The sequence below is a fragment of the Streptomyces sp. NPDC059994 genome, assembly GCF_042737755.1.
Classification (GTDB): Bacteria; Actinomycetota; Actinomycetes; order Streptomycetales; family Streptomycetaceae; genus Streptomyces.
This window is the reverse complement of the sequence record NZ_JBHWUR010000128.1, coordinates 1-18,616: the sequence shown is the minus strand read 5'-3', so window position 1 is coordinate 18,616 and position 18,616 is coordinate 1. Positions and strand designations below refer to the sequence as shown.

The 18,616-nt window shown below is 72.0% G+C and carries 13 protein-coding genes and 1 pseudogene; 3 read left to right on the top strand and 11 right to left on the bottom strand.

Features of this window, described 5'->3' with window-relative positions; all coding sequences use genetic code 11:
- Nucleotides 1-135: 135 nt before the first annotated feature.
- The 4 genes from ACFWA7_RS35505 to ACFWA7_RS35490 all read right to left on the bottom strand — a co-directional run bounded on the left by ACFWA7_RS35505 (nucleotide 136) and on the right by ACFWA7_RS35490 (nucleotide 2,986).
- Complete coding sequence (locus tag ACFWA7_RS35505) at nucleotides 136-444, bottom strand: SCO5918 family protein (protein WP_385547514.1); 309 nt, start codon at nucleotides 442-444, stop codon at nucleotides 136-138.
- A gap of 49 nt (nucleotides 445-493) precedes the next feature.
- On the bottom strand, nucleotides 494-898 hold the full coding sequence (locus ACFWA7_RS35500) for a CBS domain-containing protein (protein ID WP_385827198.1): 405 nt from the start codon (nucleotides 896-898) through the stop codon (nucleotides 494-496).
- Nucleotides 899-944: 46 nt separating this feature from the next.
- Nucleotides 945-2,438 carry a DEAD/DEAH box helicase gene (locus ACFWA7_RS35495; RefSeq protein ID WP_385827196.1) on the bottom strand — a complete coding sequence of 498 codons (1,494 nt, stop codon included), beginning with the start codon at nucleotides 2,436-2,438 and terminating at the stop codon, nucleotides 945-947.
- A gap of 344 nt (nucleotides 2,439-2,782) precedes the next feature.
- Entirely contained in the window at nucleotides 2,783-2,986 is a 204-nt protein-coding gene (locus tag ACFWA7_RS35490; protein ID WP_030664939.1) for a cold-shock protein, read from the bottom strand.
- 538 nt (nucleotides 2,987-3,524) lie between these two features.
- Here ACFWA7_RS35490 and ACFWA7_RS35485 point away from each other — a divergent pair.
- Nucleotides 3,525-3,843, top strand: a pseudogene (locus ACFWA7_RS35485) (DNA-binding protein); the annotation flags it as partial.
- A 54-nt stretch (nucleotides 3,844-3,897) separates the two neighbouring features.
- Here ACFWA7_RS35485 and ACFWA7_RS35480 read toward each other — a convergent pair.
- The 7 genes from ACFWA7_RS35480 to ACFWA7_RS35450 form a co-directional block, all read right to left on the bottom strand.
- Nucleotides 3,898-5,145: a TIGR02679 family protein gene (locus tag ACFWA7_RS35480; RefSeq protein WP_385827194.1), complete on the bottom strand. Its 1,248-nt coding sequence runs from the start codon at nucleotides 5,143-5,145 to the stop codon at nucleotides 3,898-3,900.
- Nucleotides 5,136-9,251 carry a TIGR02680 family protein gene (locus tag ACFWA7_RS35475; RefSeq protein WP_385827192.1) on the bottom strand — a complete coding sequence of 1,372 codons (4,116 nt, stop codon included), beginning with the start codon at nucleotides 9,249-9,251 and terminating at the stop codon, nucleotides 5,136-5,138. Before ACFWA7_RS35475 ends, ACFWA7_RS35480 begins: the two co-directional genes overlap by 10 nt.
- Nucleotides 9,248-10,483 (bottom strand): TIGR02678 family protein, encoded by a 1,236-nt coding sequence (locus ACFWA7_RS35470; protein ID WP_385547497.1) that lies wholly within the window; start codon nucleotides 10,481-10,483, stop codon nucleotides 9,248-9,250. Before ACFWA7_RS35470 ends, ACFWA7_RS35475 begins: the two co-directional genes overlap by 4 nt.
- Nucleotides 10,480-12,063: a TIGR02677 family protein gene (locus ACFWA7_RS35465; RefSeq protein WP_385547494.1), complete on the bottom strand. Its 1,584-nt coding sequence runs from the start codon at nucleotides 12,061-12,063 to the stop codon at nucleotides 10,480-10,482. The genes ACFWA7_RS35470 and ACFWA7_RS35465 overlap by 4 nt, the downstream gene beginning before the upstream one ends.
- Nucleotides 12,064-12,611: 548 nt before the next feature.
- On the bottom strand, nucleotides 12,612-13,946 hold the full coding sequence (locus ACFWA7_RS35460) for a class I SAM-dependent RNA methyltransferase (RefSeq protein WP_385547491.1): 1,335 nt from the start codon (nucleotides 13,944-13,946) through the stop codon (nucleotides 12,612-12,614).
- A gap of 119 nt (nucleotides 13,947-14,065) precedes the next feature.
- A complete protein-coding gene (locus ACFWA7_RS35455; RefSeq protein ID WP_385547487.1) occupies nucleotides 14,066-16,117 on the bottom strand; it encodes an APC family permease in 2,052 nt (683 codons plus the stop codon).
- Nucleotides 16,118-16,169: 52 nt separating this feature from the next.
- Nucleotides 16,170-16,880 carry a hypothetical protein gene (locus tag ACFWA7_RS35450; protein WP_385547520.1) on the bottom strand — a complete coding sequence of 237 codons (711 nt, stop codon included), beginning with the start codon at nucleotides 16,878-16,880 and terminating at the stop codon, nucleotides 16,170-16,172.
- A gap of 247 nt (nucleotides 16,881-17,127) precedes the next feature.
- Between ACFWA7_RS35450 and ACFWA7_RS35445 the strand changes: the two genes are divergently transcribed.
- Together ACFWA7_RS35445 and ACFWA7_RS35440 are read left to right on the top strand one after the other, a co-directional pair.
- Nucleotides 17,128-17,796 carry a potassium channel family protein gene (locus tag ACFWA7_RS35445; protein WP_385547483.1) on the top strand — a complete coding sequence of 223 codons (669 nt, stop codon included), beginning with the start codon at nucleotides 17,128-17,130 and terminating at the stop codon, nucleotides 17,794-17,796.
- Nucleotides 17,796-18,473 (top strand): potassium channel family protein, encoded by a 678-nt coding sequence (locus tag ACFWA7_RS35440; protein WP_385547480.1) that lies wholly within the window; start codon nucleotides 17,796-17,798, stop codon nucleotides 18,471-18,473. The genes ACFWA7_RS35445 and ACFWA7_RS35440 overlap by 1 nt, the downstream gene beginning before the upstream one ends.
- The last annotated feature ends 143 nt before the right edge of the window (nucleotides 18,474-18,616 follow it).

Sequence of the window (18,616 nt, the reverse complement as noted above, 5' to 3'; positions counted from 1 at the left end):
CGGTGGGCTATTTCTGTTTTCCCGCCCGCTGCGCGAACCGGGGGGCGGCACCCGGCCGCACGAATGGGGGCCCCGCCCGGCTGGCGGGGGGGCCCCACTTGCTGTTCAGCTGTCGGCTCGCGCCTGTTCCCTCGGTCAGACGGATACGGGCGTGCCGAGCATCGCGGAAGCTCGCTGCAGCGAGCTGAGGATGCGTACGGGTGCGGCCGTGGGGAGGGTGCGGCAGGTGAAGCCGAGCCGAGCCATGGCCCGGAGGACCTCGTCGGCGCTGAAGTCACGGCGGTCCTGGCGGGTGATGACCTGGCCGACTTGCTTGACGGGGTAGTGGCGGCGGCCGATGATCACGGTTTCGCCGGTGCCCGGTTCGGGCTTGATGCCCTTCATCGATTCCAGCACGCCGCTCTTGGTGAGCTCGAAGGGGAAGCGGGCGATGACGCAGCGCATGTGGCCTCACAGGGAGAAGGAGAGAACGGTCCGACCAGGGTGAGGCGGTTCAGCGGGAGAGGGCGAGGACGCCCAGGGCGCTGCCTTGCTCGTCGACCACCGGCAGGGCACCGAGCCGGCGGGAGCGCATCGCGTGCTCGGCTGCGGCCATCGTGGTCACGGGTGAGGTGAACGACGCGTGGTCGCCGAGTATGTCGCGCAGGCGGACGCGGTCCGTGTAAGCGGAGCTGTCGCGGACGGTGGTGAGTTCGGTCTGGGTGACCATGCCGGTGCACTGGCCGTCCTGGTCGCAGACGACCAGTCGGCCCGTGCGGGCGGCGGCCATGACGGACAGCGCCACCTCGACGCTCATGTCGTCACAGACCTGCGGTCCGGCCGCGTCCATGACCTGCGCCACCGTCCTGTGCACGGGGTGGGCGATCGCGGGGCGGGGCTGCATCTGAACCAGCGTCAAAAGGTGCCTCCTGCAGAGATGGGTCGGCTTCCCGATCACGAAGGTTCTAGGCCGCCGCACCGAAGACGGACTGGCGTACGGGCGCGCGCCGGGTCGCCGAAGCGGGGCGGCGCCGGCCTCGGGAGGAGGCGCTGCGCTGGGGGCGTTCGACCACCGGTGCGGTGATGACGACCGGGATGCCGGACGGGGCCTGGGCGCCGGTGATCCTGCGCAGGGCCTCGTCGCCCGAGCGGACCTGGGTGGTCTGCGGCGTGATCCCAGCGGCCATCATCAGGCGGCTCATGTCGCGGCGCTGGTTGGCCAGGACCAGGGTGACGACGCTGCCGGACTCGCCGGCGCGGGCGGTACGGCCGCCGCGGTGGAGGTAGTCCTTGTGGTCCGTCGGCGGGTCGACGTTCACCACGAGGTCGAGGTTGTCGACGTGGATGCCGCGCGCCGCGACATTGGTCGCCACCAGCACGGTGACGTGTCCCGTCTTGAACTGCGCCAGCGTGCGGGTGCGCTGCGGCTGCGACTTGCCGCCGTGCAGCGCGGCGGCCCGTACACCGCTGTTGAGCAGGTCCTGGGTCAGCCGGTCGACGGCGTGCTTGGTGTCCAGGAACATGATCACCCGGCCGTCACGGGCCGCGATCTCGGTCGTGGCGGCGTGCTTGTCGGCCCCGTGGACGTGCAGGACGTGGTGCTCCATCGTCGTGACCGCACCGGCCGACGGGTCGACCGAATGCACCACGGGGTCGGTCAGATAGCGGCGCACCAGCAGGTCGACGTTACGGTCCAAGGTGGCCGAGAACAGCATCCGCTGCCCCTCCGGACGCACCTGGTCGAGCAGCGCGGTGACCTGCGGCATAAAGCCCATGTCGGCCATCTGGTCGGCCTCGTCCAGCACCGTGATGGCGACCTGGTTCAGCCGGCAGTCGCCACGGTCGATGAGGTCCTTGAGCCGGCCCGGGGTCGCGACGACGACCTCGGCCCCGCCTCGCAGCGCGCCGGCCTGCTTGCCGATCGACATCCCGCCCACGACCGTGGCCAGTCGCAGCCTGACGGAGCGGGCGTACGGAGTGAGCGCGTCGGTCACCTGCTGGGCCAGCTCACGCGTCGGTACGAGGATCAGTCCCAGCGGCTGGCGGGGCTCGGCACGCTGTCCGGCGGTGCGGGCGAGCAGGGCGAGGCCGAAGGCGAGGGTCTTGCCGGAGCCGGTGCGTCCACGGCCCAGGACGTCACGGCCCGCCAGGGAGTTCGGCAGCGTCGCGCCCTGGATCGGGAACGGCGCGGTCACGCCCTGCTTGCCGAGTTCGGCCAGTAGCTGCTCGGGCATGTCGAGATCGGCCAAGCCCTCGACGGCGGGCAGCGCGGGGGTGATCGTCTTGGGGAGCGCGAACTCGCCTTGAACTGCGGCGGGCCGGCGGCCGTAACCGCCGGAACGGGCAGGCCCGGCGGAACGGCGCGGTGCCTGCGAGCCGAAGCGGCTGCCGCCCATTCCGGCGTCGGCACTGCCCCTACGGGCGCTGGCGGAGCGGTCGTTCGTACGTGTGCGGTTCATGCGGAACCTTCCCTGATGTGGCACATATCAAGGAATTCCCGCAGCGATGAGCGGCATGGAGAATTACAAGTATGGACCGATGGCAAAAGAAAGCAGATCTGGCCGGCGGAAATCTCCGGGGGCGCAGGTGCTGAAATGGGTGACGCGATGCGGACGTGATATCCGGGCGTCGACAGCGGTGCAGCTCTTCGGGATGCGCCTGCATCCCTGAAGGAGGAGCCGCGTGTGGCGGGACTGCGGATTCCTCCGAGTCGACCCGCGGGTGAAACCACCGCGGGAAACGCGTGCAGCTGGGGCCCGCACCCCGAAGGATGCGGGCCCCAGCTACAGAATGTGCGTCAGCGTCAGGCCGGAACGATGTTCTCGGCCGTCGGGCCCTTCTGGCCCTGCGCGATGTCGAAGTTGACCTTCTGGCCTTCGAGCAGCTCACGGAAGCCCTGGGCGGCGATGTTCGAGTAGTGGGCGAACACGTCCGGGCCGCCACCGTCCTGCTCGATGAAGCCGAAGCCCTTTTCCGCGTTGAACCACTTCACGGTACCAGCAGCCATGTCATATCTCCTTTGGGGCAGTACATCGGAATCCGCACTGTGCGGATTCCGTGTCGCCGCGATGATTACCCCGCCCGGAAATGACCGGAAATACAAAAGCGCTCCCACCGGCAGGAGCCGGGTGGGGGCACTTGAAGTTTTGGGAACCACAACTGCAACTGAGATCGACAGTAGCACGCTGGAGCGGCCTGTGCGCGTTGAATAATTCCCCTCCGCCCATGGCGGCAAGAACGCTCACTTCATGGTCCGCAAAATCCTCACTTCGCGGGCACAGATATTGATCCACTCGGAGTGCAACGTTTCAGGAAGAGCGGTCTCCCCCGTTGCCCGCCTGAGGTTGTGCGTCAGCGGGGGCCCACACCGGGCCGGTGATCAACGAGCGTCAACCGAGCCTCAAAAATCCGGGAGACAGCCCGTCACTGGCTGGTTGCGGCGAAGGCTCAGCCTGAACGTGCGGGCCTGGAAACAGGTCGAGCAGATCCCTCGACGCACGATCCGACCCCGGGCAAAGGGCCCGGTGCTCGCCACCGGCAAGCATCTCGCTGCCGCCGCCGTGCTCGTAGAGGTGATCCACCCCCGGATCGATGACGGGCGCCGCCAGCCGAGCGCGAGGGCGGCGGCGCTGAAACGGACGCTGTCCCGGCTGCGAGTCGAGCCGGTCACCCAGGCCCTCGCCCGGTCGGCGGCGCCCCTGCTGCGCACGGCCGGGCCGCACGGCCACGAGTACGCCATCGACGCCATGCTCTGCGCCATGGCCCTCGTCCAGTCGGGCCGAGCCCGCGATCCTGACGTCCGATGTCGAGGACATCACCATGCTCACCACCGGCCGCCCACGCGTGATCGCCGAGAAGATCTGATTCGCGACGCCTCACCGGGCCCGCGCAACGCCTGCCCCCGAGCGCCCGGCCACCTCACGCGAGGTCGGACAGCAACAGGCCCAGCTCCCTCTCCTCCTCGACGCGTACGCCGAGTTCCGCGACGGCCGCCGCGAGCGCGGGTTCCCAGGGGGTCTCCGTCGGAGTGCCGACGAGCGGAGACGGCGGGGGTGAGGCGTTGCGGGACACGGCGGCGCGGTAGTCCGCAGCCGTATAGCGCCAGGGCTGCCACGGGACGCGGCGGTGAAGGACACCGGCTATCCGGAGCCCGCCCCAGTCGAAGTCGCCGTGGTACTGCAGGGCCGCCCCGTGTTCGTGCAGCCCTCGGAGCAGGGTGAGGGCGGCGGCGGAGGGCTGACCCTGGAGACAGACCAGGGGTGGGCACTCGGGGCCGAGGGTGTCGGCCGCTGCCGCGAGGACGGTCGGGTTCTCGCAGATCCACACCACCGGAGGGGCGGCGGTCGGCGGCCGGCGGGTGAGCCGGCGAAGGGTGAGCACGGTGGGTTCGCCCTCCTCGGCCATCCGGTCCAGCGACGGAGTGCCGCGCAGATTCAGGGTCAGGACTGTCGAGGACAGCTCGTCCCGCAGCAGTCCCGCCGAGGCCCATGCCTCGCGTCGCCATTCGGCGCCCTGGCCATCCGGGAAGCCCGTCAGCGCACGGGCCCCGGACAGGGTGAGCGTCGCCAGCGGTGTGCCGTCGTCAAGGGCGTGGGCCGAGCCGAGGACCTGTGCGGCGAAGGCAGGCAGCGAGACGGCCGGATCGGCGGGAAGTGCGCGCAGCGCGGCGCATGCCCCGGCAAGCAGGGTGTGGGTGGTGTCGGGGGCGCGGCCCAGGCGTCGCGCGAGGCCATCGGCCCGTACCCGGGCGGCCCAGTCCACCAGCGGAGGGACGGTGAGCTCGTCGAGGGGGGCGTGCGCCCGCTCCCATGCGGCCTCCTCCTCGTACCGGGCCTGGGCGAGCGGGGTGACGGGGCCGGTGAGCGCTTCGACGGCGAAGGCGAGGCCGCCGGGGCTGGCGCCCGAGCGGCGCAGTACGGCGTCGACCGCGTCCAGCCGTACGCTCAGCGACCTGCCGCCACCAGGGGCTCGGGCGAGAAGTCGTTCGACCGCCGCCCGCTGGGCCGGAGTGGGATCGCCCAGAGACACGGAACCGGTCAGAGGCTGTCCGCTCACCAGACGTCGGCGCGCTCGTTCGACGAGCCAGGCGAGGTCCGGTGTGCCGAGCAGCCGGGCGAGCCGCGGGCCGTCGATCGCTCCGGTCCCGGGCTGGCGGGTCAGTTCCATGGCGGCGCGGGCTCCTCGGTGCCGGGCATGTCCTGGGGCGCGTGCCGTACGGGGTCCTCGCGGCGCTGCCGTCGCGTACCGTCCCACTCCCAGCGGGTGACGAGCACCGCCGCCACCTCGTCGATCCGGGACAGCTGGGCGATGGCGATGCCGGGCACCTGCGGGTAGCAGGCCCACTCCCGCTCGCTGGTCATGACCACATCGAGGTCGAAGGCGCTCAGCAGACCGAGGCACTTGGCGCGGGAGTCGTCGTCCACGCCGGCGAACGCCTCGTCGAGGGTGACCAGGCGGGGCGCGTAGGGGCTGCCCGCGCTCGCGTAGTGCGAGGAGGCGGCGGCGAACAGGGGTACGGACACGGCGAGGACGCGTTCGCCGCCGGAGGCGGGGCCGGTGGCCGGGACCCAGCGCCCCTGCTGGTGGCGTTCGACACCGAACTCGTGCCAGGAGCGGTAGTCGAGCGCTGCGGTGAGGTGTTCGAGCCAGCTGCCCGAGCCGTCGTCGGACTGCTGGCGGGCGATCTGGGCCTGGAGGAACTCGCCGACCGCCGTGCGGTCCTCGGCCGCCCAGGCATCGGCGGACTGGCGCAGCCGGTCACGGGCCTGGGCGAGTCCGGGCGGGGCCTTGCGCGAGGCCCGCCACACCAGCCGGAGCTTCATGCCGGTGGAGGTGGGGCGGTCCTCCAGTTCGGTGTTCATGTCCCGCACCTGCCGTTCGGCGGCGCCGATGAGTTCCTGGAGGGTGCCTGCGACCTCGGTGATCAGGTGGGTTTCGAGGATCTCGCGTTCGTGCGCGGACAGGATGCGGGTGAGCTCCGCGACCTCCTTGGCGAGCGCGTCGGCGAGTTCGGGTACGGCCCGCTCGCGGCCCTGGTAGACGATGTCGACGACCATGCCGTCCTCGACCATGCGGGCGGAAGCGCTGTGTCCGTGCCGGGACAGGGTGTCCTGCAGGGTCTTGAGTTCCTCGCTGAGCCGACGCTGCACGCGTTCCCAGGCGGCATCCGTGTCGTCGGTGGCCGACAGGCCGGAGTCGATGGCGCGGGCGAGCGCGATGGCCGGGGTGGCGGCCCAGGGGCCGTCGTCCGAGGCGGGGACCGCGAGCTCCGGCAGCGCGACAGCGACAAGGCCGGTGGCCGTGAAGCGCTGAAGCGCCGCGATGGCCTCCACACGTGCGTCGACGGCTTCGGCAAGGTCCTTCTCCAGCTGCTCGATCCGCCCCTCGGCCCGGCCGGCCTCCCGGTCCGCCTCGGCGTGACGCCGGCGGGCGTTCTTCTGGTCGGTCTCGCAGATCCGCTGCGCCTCGGCGGTCTCGGCGAGTCGCCGTTCGAGTTCGGCGACGGCGGCGCCGACGGTGGAACGCAGGGTCCGGTGGCGCTCGTCGGCCGCCGCCGCCTCGCGCGCCGCGTCCTCGGCCCGCTGGGCGAGGTCGATGACCCGCTGCCCCGCCTCGGCAGACTCGGCACGCTCCTCGTCCACCTGTCGTACGGCATCACCTTGTTCGCGCAGCGCGGGCCACAGAGCGGCCAGCGCGGTGGCGAGGGAGCCGAGGGCGTGACGCACGGCGGTGAGTCCGGGCCGGTCGGCGGGCAGCCCCAGATCAGCGGCGACCTCGGCGAGTCCGGCAGTGGCCCTGTCGGCGTGCCCGGCTGCCTCGGTGGCCTCGGCAGCACGCCCCTCGTACCGTACGCGGGCCTTGCGTACGGTCTCGGCGGCGGCGCTCACGAGCGCGTGTGCCCTGGTGAGCGACGACTCGTCGGGGACGTCGGCGAGCTCGGCATCGAGCGTGCGACGGCGTGACGCGATCACCGCGGACCGAGCCGTCAGCGTCTCCGACTCCTCACGCAGGGAGGCGAGTTCGATGCCGAGCGCGGCGACGCGGACCCGGCGCGCCGCCTCGCGCGCGCCCTCGCCGATGTACGTGGCGGCGGCCTTGGCCCACGTGCCGGTGAGTGCACCGGCCCGAAAGCGTCCGTCGGGTGCCACCCATGTCCCGGCGTCTCCCCCGCCGTCGAGGCCGATGGCGGCGAGCAGTCGGGTCACCGTCGTCCCGTCCACGGCAGCGGCCTGTCCGTCGCCGTGGTCCACGGCCGGGCAGAGCACGGTTGCCAGCGAGGGGCCGCGCACCGGTCCGTTCGACGGGGAGAGCAGGACGTCGTGCCCGTCCACGGCGAGGGCGGAGCCGTCGGGGAGCACCCAGGCGTCGAGGAGGCCGGAGGCTTCGAGTGCCGCTTCGAGACCGGCGCGCTCTGGTTCGGGCAGTTCGTCACGGAAGTCGACCAGACGCCACAGCGGCGCGCCCGGCAGCTGTTCGCGAAGGCCGAGGGTGCGCGTCGCCGGTGGCCGGGGCTCACGTCCGCCGCCGGCTTCCAGCGCGGCAAGCTCCCGCCGTGCCTCGTCGGTGCGCGCCGCAAGCTCCGAGGTCCTGCGGGCGGCTTCGGCCGCCCGGTCGGCGAGCTCCGCCGAGCGGGCGGTGTGCGCCCGGGTTGCATGGACCCGCGCCGGGTAGGGGCCGTCGAGATGGTGGGTCCATTCCTGGAGTTCGTCCAGGAGGCCGGTCTCGTCGGAGAAGGCGAGCTCCTTCCAGGCGCGGGCGCGTTCGCGCACGTCGTCCAAGAGGGCCCGGCCTGCCCGCGCCGCACCCTCCTCCGCCTCGCCGTGCGTCTCGGCGGCCAGCGCGAGGTCGGTCTCCGCCTCGTCGAGGCGGCCCGACGCCCGGCGGTGCGCGTCGGCGGCCTGCTCGCAGGCTTCGAGGAGGCCCTCGATGTGGGCGAGCGCTCGCTGGGCGCGGGCCGCGGCGTCCTCGACGGTGCGCCGCAGTTCGGGCTCGGGCAGCAGGTCGTCCGCCGGGAGGGCGACGCGCGCGGCGGCTGCCTGCTCCCGCGTGTGGGCGAAGGTCTCCTCGACCCGGAGCCGCGTGGCACGCAGCCGGTTCTCGGCGGCGCCGAGCCGCCCGAGCGCCTTGGTGTGGAGGGCGTCCGCCTGCTCCCGGTCCCCGCGCGCCCGGTCCTTCGCCTGCGCCGTTCGCGTCACGGCCTGCGCGGCGTGCTCCAGCTCTCGGGCGTCGCGCATCTCGGGCGCCTCGCGCAGCGCTTTCTCCTGGGCCCGCAGACGTTCCCCGGTCTCGGCCAGGGAGCCGATCTCCTCTTCGGCTGCTGCTCGCTTCTCCTCGGCGCGGGTGCGCCGCTCCTGCGCCTCGGCCAGATCTCGTTGCACGCGCTCGTAGCGGGAGTGCTCGGCGCGCGGAAGCCGGGCGCGGCGCCGAGTGGCGATGCGGGCGTACCGCCGGTAGTGCTCCAGGAAGGCGGAGGCGGCACGTTCGGCGGCGGACGCGGCGTCCAGCTCGTCCTTCTCCTCGTCCAAGGAGCGGAATGCCTCGGCCACGTCGGCGATGACGGCCTGGTCCATGGGCGGCAGCGCCTCGGTGAGGGCGCGCGAGAGGGCTGCCTCGTTGGGCCGCTTCGACAACTGGGGCTGGCGCAGCTGGATGAGCAGGTCGACCAGGGCGGCGTACCGCTGCTCGCCGAGGCCGAAGAGTGCTTCGTCGACCGCTCTGCGGTACGCCTTGGCCTGGTCGTACACCATGCCGTGGCCGGCGATGGCCTCGGCGAGGCGGTCCCGGGACAGGGCCGTGCCGGTGGCGTCGAGCAGCCGGAAGGTCTCCTCCGTACGTTCGGTGGACCCGTGGTCGACGCGCTGGCGGGTAACGGCGTACCAGTGCCGGGCGATACCCCGCCCGCTGACGGCCTTGAGCCCGCACAGCAGCGTACGGAAGTGCTGTTCGCCGGTCGTGTCATCGAGTCTGCCGAACTCGATCCAGGTGTAGCCGAGCCGTTCGGAGTGCGGGTGCTCGCCGCCGAGGAGCAGGTTCCACTCCATCCGCTTGCCCGGGTCGCCGTCGGGTTCGACACGGCGCGGGCTGAGGTCGCCGTCGAGCAGGAACGGCAGGGTCAGGGCGAGCACCTTGGACTTGCCGGTGCCGTTGTTGCCACGCAGCAGCAGGCGCCCGTCCCGGAAGCGGAACTCCTCCACGTCGTAGTGGAACAGGTCGACGAGCCCGACGCGCAGGGGCTGCCAGCGGAAACGCCGCGGGGTGGGGAGGCGGGTCACGAGGCGGTGGCCTTTCGCTGCGGAGGCACGGGGGCGGAGCCGGGTTCGCGGATGACGGTCTCGCCGACCGCGTACCGGGCGAGGGCGGGGCGGGCCGCGACCGCGTCCGGGGTACGGGAGACCAGGCCGAGCGCCGTGAGCCGGGCGACGGCCTGTTCGACGAGCTCGTTCTCCATGCCCGGCTCCCGGGCGGACTTGGACCAGAAGCCGCCGTGCTGGGCGACGAGTTCACGGACCCGGAGGGCGAGCACGTCGAGGGTGACGGGTCCGTCGGCGCCGGCCAGGTGCTCGGCGAGCAGCAGGGTGATGTGGCCGTGGGTGCCCTGTTCGGGCATGCGGAGGTCGGTGAGGTCGTCGTCGGGGTCGACCATGGCGATCCCCTCGGCCCGCACCTCGGCGACCAGTCCGGTCAGCTCGGTGATCCGGGCCGTGAGGAAGCCGCGCTGCCGGGTGAGGTAGCCGAGTTCGGCGTCGGTCAGGTCGTCGTAGTAGAGCACCGGGTCGTCGAGCAGTCTGCGGGTGAGCGAGCGGCGCATCGCGCGGAAGCGCAGTTCGTCGCTGTCCAGAGCGGTTTCGGCGACGAGCTCGGCGAGGCGGTCGTCGAGGGCTTCTGCGTGGACGGTGGAGGGGCCGCGGCGGGAGGCCAGAAGTCCGGCGAGGACCCGGCGTTCGACGTCGTACAGGACGTCGCCAGCCCCGCTGACGTACGCCTCTTCCTCGCCCGCCACCCGACGCAGCACGCCGAGGTCGAGCAGAAGCCTTACGACGGCGGCGAGGTCGAGGCGCTCGTCGCGGCGTTCCAGGGCGAACTCGATCCCCGTCGCGGCGAGTCGGGGATCGGCGGCATCGAGGACGATCTGATCGGCGAGGCGCCCGAGGGCGATCTGGGCCTCGCCGCGTTCGAGGGCGGCGAGCGCGAGACAGAGCAGAACGTAGCGGCGGCGCGTGAAGGGGGCGTTACCGCGGCTCGCCTCGCGGGCCGGGTGCGTGGGGTCGGTGAGGACGCCGGGGACCTTGCGCAGCCGCGCCGTCTCGGCGTCCACCTGGAGGGACCAGCCGGTGTTGCGGTCGAACCACTCCCGGAGTCCGGGCGCGTGCCGGCGGACGAGGCGGAACTCGTCGTCGTAGCGGCCGCGCGCCAGGAGGAGGGGGTGTTTCAGCAGGGCTCGCGCCGCCTTGCGCAGGTCGGCGGCGTGCTGGCCGTCCAGCACCTCGGCGAGGGGGGTGGTCATCGGCCGGGGGCTCCGTTTCTCAGAGCGTCTCCGTCCGTCAGGTCGACGATCTCGATGAGGTGGTCCGGGCCGCTGAAGACTCCGCCGAGGGTACGGACCTCTGCGGTGGCGCTGTCGGCGAGCGCGGTGAGCCGGATCTCCATGGAGCCGTCGTTGCTGGTGGCCACGGTATGCCTCATGCCCGGGCGCCAGGTGGCCAGCGCGTCGCCGAGAAGTTGGAGGAACAGGCCGAAGGAGGCCGGGTCGAGCTCGCCCAGACCGGACAGGCGCGTGACGCCGTCGGTGACGAGCCGGACGCGGGCGGCGGCGGTCTCGGCGGCCTGCTTGGCGGCCGCCTCGGCGAGAGCGCGCCGCCTCGCCTCCCGGTCCTCTACCTTGCGGGGCTTGCCGCGCCGCTCGTAACTCCCGGTGCGGCGCAGTTGGGGGCTGATCCGCAACGGCTCCGCCCCGGCCCAAGGTGTGGCGGCCGGCACCGGCCTCGCCGCCCGGGTGGCGAGGGTGTCGGCGTCGACGGTGAGGTGCCGGGCCGGGTAGAGACCGAAAGCCGTTCGCCACAGCCGGTGCCGGGCATCATCGTCGGGTGCCTCGGCGAACCAGCGGGCCAGGGTCCGGAAGTCGGCAGACCGGTCCGAGCGCCCTGCCCGGCGCTCGTTCAGCGCCCGTACGACCGCCAGGAGCTGCGGAATCGCGCCCAGTGCCCGGCCGCGCAGGAGCCGGGCCTGCGACTCGCGCCCGTCCCTGCTGATGAACCACGCGCCGAGCCCCTCCCAGCGCGCGGCCCACCGCTCGTACACCTCCCGCTCGGCGCCTGCCGTCTCCTCCGGCGAGGCGTCGGCGGCCTCGCGCCGGGCGGCAGCCCTCAGCAGCAGATCCGCCCTGCCGCCCTCCTCCAGTTCAAGGATCAGCCGCGCGATCCGCCCGCCCAGCGTGATCAGGTCCTGGATGAACCGCTCCAGATACTGGATGAGCCGGTCCTTGTACGCGAGGAAGACCTCCTCCTCGACATCGTGCAGGTCGATGGTCCTCTGGAGCGATCCCATGAAGGCCCGGGCGTTGTCGGCGAGCGCGGCGAAGCGGCTGGCCAGCGTGTCGAGTGTCAGGTGTGTCTTGGCCGGGTCGGGCTCGTCCTCGGCGGCCAGGACGAGGAGTGTGCGCAGTTGGGTGACGATGTCGTGCAGCGCGACGGCCTGAAGAGCGCCACGCCGGCCGAGCGCCTCGTCGTAGGCGGACAGTGCCGCCTCGGCGGCCTCTCCCTCGCGCGTGAGCTGGTAGATGAACCGCTTCCGGTAGAAGTCCTCGACGGCTGTGACCCGCGCGGTGTCCGGATCGGCCCGCAGATTGCCCCAGACGACGAGCCTGTCGAGCGCGGCGACGACCGCCTCCGGCTCGGCGGGGCGGATGTCCGCCGGAAGGGCGGCATGCACTTCCTCGGGGCGCAGATGGACCGCGAACCGCTCCTTGGCCACGAGGAACACCCGCATCACCTGGCGGTAGAGCGGGGTGTTCGGCACGGTGAGGTGGGCGAAGGGGCCGAATCCGTCCGGCCCGGAAGCTGGGTCGGCCGAGGTGGTGACGGTCATCGCCCCCATTGTCCCGCGTCCGGGGCAGCTACCGGCAGGGACGAACACTCCTGTCCGGTTTTCGCGGGAGTGGCCGGATCGATATGGTTCCCCATCGTCCGCACCCGCCGGGACGACCACGAGGCGCGCCCGGCCGTCGAGGGGGCACCCAGCGGTGGGAGGGCATCCTGCGGGCCGCGGCTCCTGAGGCGTGCCGGCGGACGAGGGCGGCGCTCAAGCCGTAAGTCACACCGGCTCCTTCGAGCGGATCCCGGCGCAGGTGCCCGTCGCCGACGACCAAGGCTGACCGCACCCGGTCACCGAATACCCCCTACGGACCGCGTCCCTGCTGGGCCCCGACACTGCCGACGACCCACGAATCCGCACCAAGAGACGGCGAAGCGGATCCCTGCGCAGGCGCCGCCCCACCGGCCGGCACCTGCGCGAACCTCTACCTGACGGCCCATCAGGACGAGCGTCGAACGGGCGTCACGAGCGTCGTCTTCAGCGTCGGGGTGTCGCCCGTAACGCCCACGGCGCACCTCACGCACACCACCCGAACCCGCAGGTCAGGCGACCTTCGCGACGGGTTCGAGGATCGCCACGCACTCCACATGATGCGTCATCGGAAACAGATCGAACGCCCGCAGCGTCCGCACCCTGTACCCGCCCTCCCGGAAGTACCCCAGGTCCCGCGCCAGCGCCGCCGGGTCGCAGGCGACGTAGGCGATGCGGCGGGCGCCCAGGCCCGCGAGGTACTTGACCGTCTGCTTGCCCGCTCCCGCTCGCGGCGGGTCGAGGACGATCAGGTCCGCCTCGGTGATCTTCGTGCGGGGCAGGACCTGGTCGACCTTGCCCTGTTCGACGCGGACCCGCGGCAGGTCCGCCAGGTTGTGGCGGGCGTCCTCGACCGCGCGCTTGGAGGACTCGATGCCCAGCACCGCGCCCTGCTCGCCGACGCGCTCGGCGATCGCGCCCGCGAACAGGCCGACCCCGCAGTACAGGTCGAGCGCCATCTCGCCCTTGCGCGGCATCAGGCCCTGCATCACGGCCTTGACCAGGGTGTCCGCGGCCTGCGGGTGGACCTGCCAGAAGCCGCCCATGCCCACGCGGTAGGTGCGCTCGTCGGCCCGTTCGCGGACGAAGGCGCGGCCGTGCACGCGGTGGACGCCGCCGTCCTTCTCCTCCACCCGGAGGACCGAGACCGGCTTGTCGAGCTCGACCAGCGGGAGGCGGCCGCCCGTGCGCGGGGTCAGTACCACCTGGCGGTCGTGCGAGCCCGTCGCGGCGATCGCCTCGACCGACTCCATCTGCGGCCACTCGCGCTTCTCGATGCCCAGCTCGCTGACACCGGGCGCCGCGATCATGCAGTGGTCGATCACCTGGACGTCGTGCGAGCGGTGCTTGCGCAGGCCGGCGTGGCCGTCCTCGTCGATGGCGTACTGGACGCGGGTGCGCCACGCCGGGACCTGGCCCGCGGGGAGCTTGTCGCCCTCGGCCGGCATGACCGTGCCGTCCCAGCCGGCCTCCTCGGGCGTCAGCCCGGCGAGCCGCTGCAACTGCTCGGCGATGACCTCGCCCTTGAAGCGGCGCTGCGCGCCCGGCTTCGCGTGCTGCCAGTCGCAGCCGCCGCACTTGCCGGGACCGGCGAACACGCACGGTGCCTCGACCCGGTCCTTGGACGGCGACAGCACCTCGACCGCGTCCGCGCGCAGGTAGCGGGAGTCCTCCTCGCCCTCCGTGACGCGAGCGACGACCTTCTCACCCGGCAGCGCGTGCCTCACGAACAGCACCCGGCCCTGCTCCGTGCGGGCGATGCAGTGGCCACCGTGCGCCACGGGGCCGACCTCGACCTCGTACTCCTCCCCGACCAGCGAAGACGAAGGCTCAGACTCGTTCTGCATGTGGGGGTGACTCCAGAAGTGGTGAGGAGGGGCTGCCGTCCGCATACGGACGGCAGCCCCCCAGTCTACGTCGGCGAGCGGACCGCTCAGGCCTTCCCGCTCGGCTCCCTGCGGGCCGCTCAGCCCTTCCCGGTCGGCTCCTTCGGGCGCGGCGGTGCCACCGGGCCCCGCCGCACCGAACCCGGCGCGTTCCACTCCTGCCGCTTGCGGGCCCGCTTCTTGGCGACCTCCGAGGACTGGAGCTGGTAGGGGACCGAGGTGACCATCACGCCCGGTGTGAAGAGCAGACGGCCCTTCAGGCGCAGTGCGCTCTGGTTGTGCAGCAGGTGCTCGTACCAGTGGCCCACCACGTACTCGGGGATGTACACGCTGACCGCGTCACGCGGGCTCTCTCGGCGCAGGCCCTTGACGTACTCGATGACCGGGCGGGTGATCTCGCGGTACGGCGAGTCGATGATCTTCAGCGGTACGTCGATGCCGCGCCGCTCCCACTCGTCCTTGAGCGCCTTGGTCTCGGCCGCGTCGACGCTGACGCTGATCGCCTCCAACTGGTTGGCGTGCAGCAGCTTGGCGTAGGCGAGGGCGCGCAGGGTCGGCTTGTGGAGCTTGGAGACCAGGACCACGGAGTGCACGCGCGAGGGGCGCACGTACTCGTCCGGGCGCTCCTCGGCGGCCGCGATCTCGTCGGCGACCTTGTCGTAGTGCTTGCGGATCGCGGTCATCGTTCCGTAGAAGATCACCATGCCCATCAGGGCGACCCAGGCGCCGTGGGTGAACTTGGTGGCGAGGACGACGACCAGGACGAGCCCGGTGAAGAAGGCGCCGAAGGTGTTGATCGCGCGGGAGCGGACCATGTGGCGGCGCTTGGCCGGGTCCTGCTCGGTGGCGAGGTGCCGGTTCCAGTGCCGGACCATGCCGGTCTGGCTCAGGGTGAACGAGACGAAGACGCCGACGATGTAGAGCTGGATCAGCCGGGTCGAGTCCGCGCCGTATATCACCACGAGCAGGATCGCGGCCCCGGCCAGCAGCACGATGCCGTTGGAGAACGCGAGGCGGTCGCCGCGGGTGTGCAGTTGGCGCGGCAGATAGCGGTCCTGGGCGAGGATCGAGCCGAGCAGCGGGAAGCCGTTGTACGCGGTGTTGGCGGCCAGGAACAGGACCAGCGCGGTGGCCCCGGCCAGGATGACGAAGAGGAAGCTGCCCTTGCCGAAGACGGCCTCCGCGACCTGGGAGATCACCGGGTTCTGGACGTAGCCGTCGCCGACCGGGACGCCGTTGCTGAGCAGGTCGGTGGCGGGCTTCTCGGCCATCCGCACCTTGGTGGTCATGGCCAGCGCGATGATGCCGCAGAACATGGTGACCGCGAGGCCGCCCATCAGGGCGAGGGTGGTCGCCGCGTTCTTGGACTTGGGCTTGCGGAAGGCCGGGACGCCGTTGCTGATCGCCTCGACGCCGGTGAGCGCGGCACAGCCGGAGGAGAAGGCGCGCAGCAGCAGGAAGACGAGCGCGAAGCCCGCCAGGCCCTCGTGCTCGGCGTGGATCGTGTAGTCGGCCGTCGGGGCCTTCATCGTGTCGTCGAGGACCATGCCCCTGAAGGCGCCCCACGCGATCATGACGAAGACGCCGCCCACGAAGACGTACGTGGGGATGGCGAAGAGGTTGCCCGACTCCTTCACGCCGCGCAGGTTCATCAGCGTGAGCAGCACGATGACGCCGACCGCGCAGAGCACCTTGTGCTCGACGACGAACGGAACGGCCGAGCCGAGGTTCTCGATGCCGGAGGCGATCGAGACGGCGACGGTCAGGACGTAGTCGACGAGGAGCGCGCTGGCGACGGTGAGGCCGGCCTTGGGCCCCAGGTTGGTGGTGGCGACCTCGTAGTCACCGCCGCCGCTGGGGTAGGCGTGCACGTTCTGCCGGTACGAGGCGACCACCGTGAACATGAGCACCACGACCGCGACCGCGATCCAGGGGCTGAAGTGGTACGCCGACACACCCGCCACGGAGAGCACCAGGAGGACTTCTCCGGGCGCGTACGCGACGGACGAGAGCGGGTCGGACGCGAAGACGGGGAGCGCGATGCGTTTGGGGAGGAGCGTTTCTCCCAGCTTGTCGCTGCGCAGCGCCCGGCCGATCAGGATCCGTTTGGGCACGTCGGTCAGTTTGGACACAACAGAGAAGAGTAGGGGCTGCTGATTGACACGGCCCACCCGCCACCCCCCATCAGTACGAGAGAGCCGCCCGCACGGCCGTGACCACGACCGCGATCAGGTAGCAGCCGGTCGCCACGGCCACGGTCCGCTCGCGCTTCTCGGCGCCGAGTGACGTACGGGACAGCAGCCACGCGAGGGCGGGCAGGACCAGGACCGCGTGCAGGCTCACGCCGTGCAGCGGCTTGAGCGGCGCGGTGGAGGCGTAGGCGGCGAGCTGGTGGCCGGTGCGGGTGAGCACCACGCCGCGGGCGATCATCGCGGCGCCGGAGGCGAGCCCGACCAGCAGGATCGCGAAGCCCGCCCGGACCGCGAGCGCCATTCCGGCCGGTCCGGACGGCGGACGGCGGAACGCGGCGGCCGCGAACCACGTGAGGATCACCACGAGCAGGCCCCCGCCGACGGCCAGCGTCATCGAGACGGCCGAGTCGAACGGCGTCTCCATGTCGAGGTGCGAGGGCACCTTCCGCCACGCCTGGAGCGTGATCCCGGCCACTTCCAGGACGCTGTCGGCGGCCAGCAGGCAGAGCAGGGCCGCCCGGGTGCGCGGCCCGGTCCGTACGTACGAGGTCACCCAGGTCAGCGCGGCCAGGGTGAGGCCGAAGGACAGGCCGAAGGTGGCGGGCTTGCGCCAGGAGACCGGCCCGTCCCAGGGGCCGCCCGCCACCGCGAACACGCCCAGATGGAACAGACCGGAGGCGAACAGGGCCGCCGCGGTGGCCAGACAGAGCCGCTCGGCGGTGCCGCCGCGGAGGCGATCGGCGGCCCCGGCGCGCGCGGTGGGCGGCGGGAGTGAACGCCTTGTCGTTTTCACGCGTCTCAGCCTGCGCGACGGATGTGCGGCGGGGCGTCGTCCGGTGGGAGGCTCACCGACTGCGCCCGCGGAAGTACCGACGCTGGTGAGTGCATCCCGCCGCGAGCCGCATAAGCTCGTCACCGGGCAACGCCGACAAGGAAGTATGTGAGGGGACGTGCACATCGTCATCATGGGCTGCGGGCGAGTGGGAGCCGCTCTCGCGCAGACCTTGGAGCAGAAGGGGCACACGGTCGCCGTCATCGACCAGGACCCCACGGCCTTCCGCCGGCTCGGTTCCGGATTCAGCGGGCGCCGGGTCACCGGCGTCGGCTTCGACCAGGACACCCTGCGTGAAGCGGGGATCGAGGAGGCCGGCGCGTTCGCGGCGGTCTCCAGCGGCGACAACTCCAACATCATCGCGGCCCGGGTGGCCCGCGAGATGTTCGGGATCGAGAACGTCGCGGCCCGCATCTACGACCCGCGCCGCGCCGAGGTGTACCAGCGGCTCGGTATCCCGACGGTCGCCACGGTCCGCTGGACCGCCGACCAGATGCTGCGGCGGCTGCTGCCGTCCGGCTCGGAGCCGCTGTGGAGCGACCCGAGCGGCGCGCTGCAGCTGGCGGAGGTGCACACCTCCACGGCCTGGATCGGCCACAAGATCAGCAAGCTGCAGGAGGAGACGGGCGTGCGCGTCGCGTTCCTCACCCGGCTGGGCGAAGCGGTGCTGCCGACCTCCCGGACGGTCCTGCAGGAAGGCGACCTCGTCCACGTGATGATGCGTACGGACGAGGTCGAGAAGGTCGAGGCGGCCTTCGCCCAGGGTCCCGAGGAGGGCGGTCACTGATGCGCGTCGCGATTGCCGGGGCCGGCGCGGTGGGTCGTTCCATCGCGGGCGAGCTTCTGGAGAACGGTCACGAGGTGCTCCTCGTGGACAAGGCGCCCACCGCCATCTCGGTGGAGCGGGTGCCGCAGGCGGAGTGGCTGCTCGCCGACGCCTGCGAGATCACCTCGCTGGACGAGGCGGCGCTCCAGCGCTGCAACGTGGTCATCGCGGCCACCGGCGACGACAAGGTGAACCTGGTCGTCTCGCTGCTCGCGAAGACCGAGTACGGCGTGCCGCGCGTGGTCGCCCGGGTCAACAACCCGAAGAACGAGTGGCTGTTCAACGAGTCATGGGGCGTGGACGTCGCCGTCTCGACCCCGCGGCTGATGTCGGCGCTGGTCGAGGAGGCGGTGAGCGTCGGCGACCTCGTACGGCTGCTGCGCTTCAGCCACGGCGACGCCAACCTGGTCGAGCTGACGCTGCCGCCGGAGTCGGCGCTGGCGGGCACCCAGGTCGGGGAGGTGGCCTGGCCGGAGGACACCTCGCTGGTCACGATCATCCGGGGCACCCGGGTGCTCACTCCGCAGCCGGAGGAGACCCTGGAGGCGGGCGACGAGCTGCTGTTCGTGGCCGCGCAGGCCCGCGAGGAGCAGCTGGAGGACCTGCTGTCGGTGCGGCGGGAAGAGTCCGCGAGCTGACGCGACCTCACGGGCATGGAGGGGTCGGGTTTTGACCGCGGGCCCTCTGTGGCCGGCCGCGCCCACGCGGCGGAGCCGCACAGAGACACAGCCCCGCGCCCCCTGGGCGCGAAAAGGGGGGCCCGGGGTGCGCATCGCACCCC

What these genes read in the sequence shown, in the direction of transcription:
- ACFWA7_RS35470 (WP_385547497.1), bottom strand. Translation starts at nt 10,483, where the DNA reads ATGACCACCCCCCTCGCCGAGGTGCTGGACGGCCAGCACGCCGCCGAC.
- ACFWA7_RS35505 (WP_385547514.1), bottom strand. Translation starts at nt 444, where the DNA reads ATGCGCTGCGTCATCGCCCGCTTCCCCTTCGAGCTCACCAAGAGCGGC.
- ACFWA7_RS35460 (WP_385547491.1), bottom strand. Translation starts at nt 13,946, where the DNA reads ATGCAGAACGAGTCTGAGCCTTCGTCTTCGCTGGTCGGGGAGGAGTAC.
- ACFWA7_RS35440 (WP_385547480.1), top strand. Translation starts at nt 17,796, where the DNA reads ATGCGCGTCGCGATTGCCGGGGCCGGCGCGGTGGGTCGTTCCATCGCG.
- ACFWA7_RS35490 (WP_030664939.1), bottom strand. Translation starts at nt 2,986, where the DNA reads ATGGCTGCTGGTACCGTGAAGTGGTTCAACGCGGAAAAGGGCTTCGGC.
- ACFWA7_RS35495 (WP_385827196.1), bottom strand. Translation starts at nt 2,438, where the DNA reads ATGAACCGCACACGTACGAACGACCGCTCCGCCAGCGCCCGTAGGGGC.
- ACFWA7_RS35480 (WP_385827194.1), bottom strand. Translation starts at nt 5,145, where the DNA reads ATGGAACTGACCCGCCAGCCCGGGACCGGAGCGATCGACGGCCCGCGG.
- ACFWA7_RS35465 (WP_385547494.1), bottom strand. Translation starts at nt 12,063, where the DNA reads ATGACCGTCACCACCTCGGCCGACCCAGCTTCCGGGCCGGACGGATTC.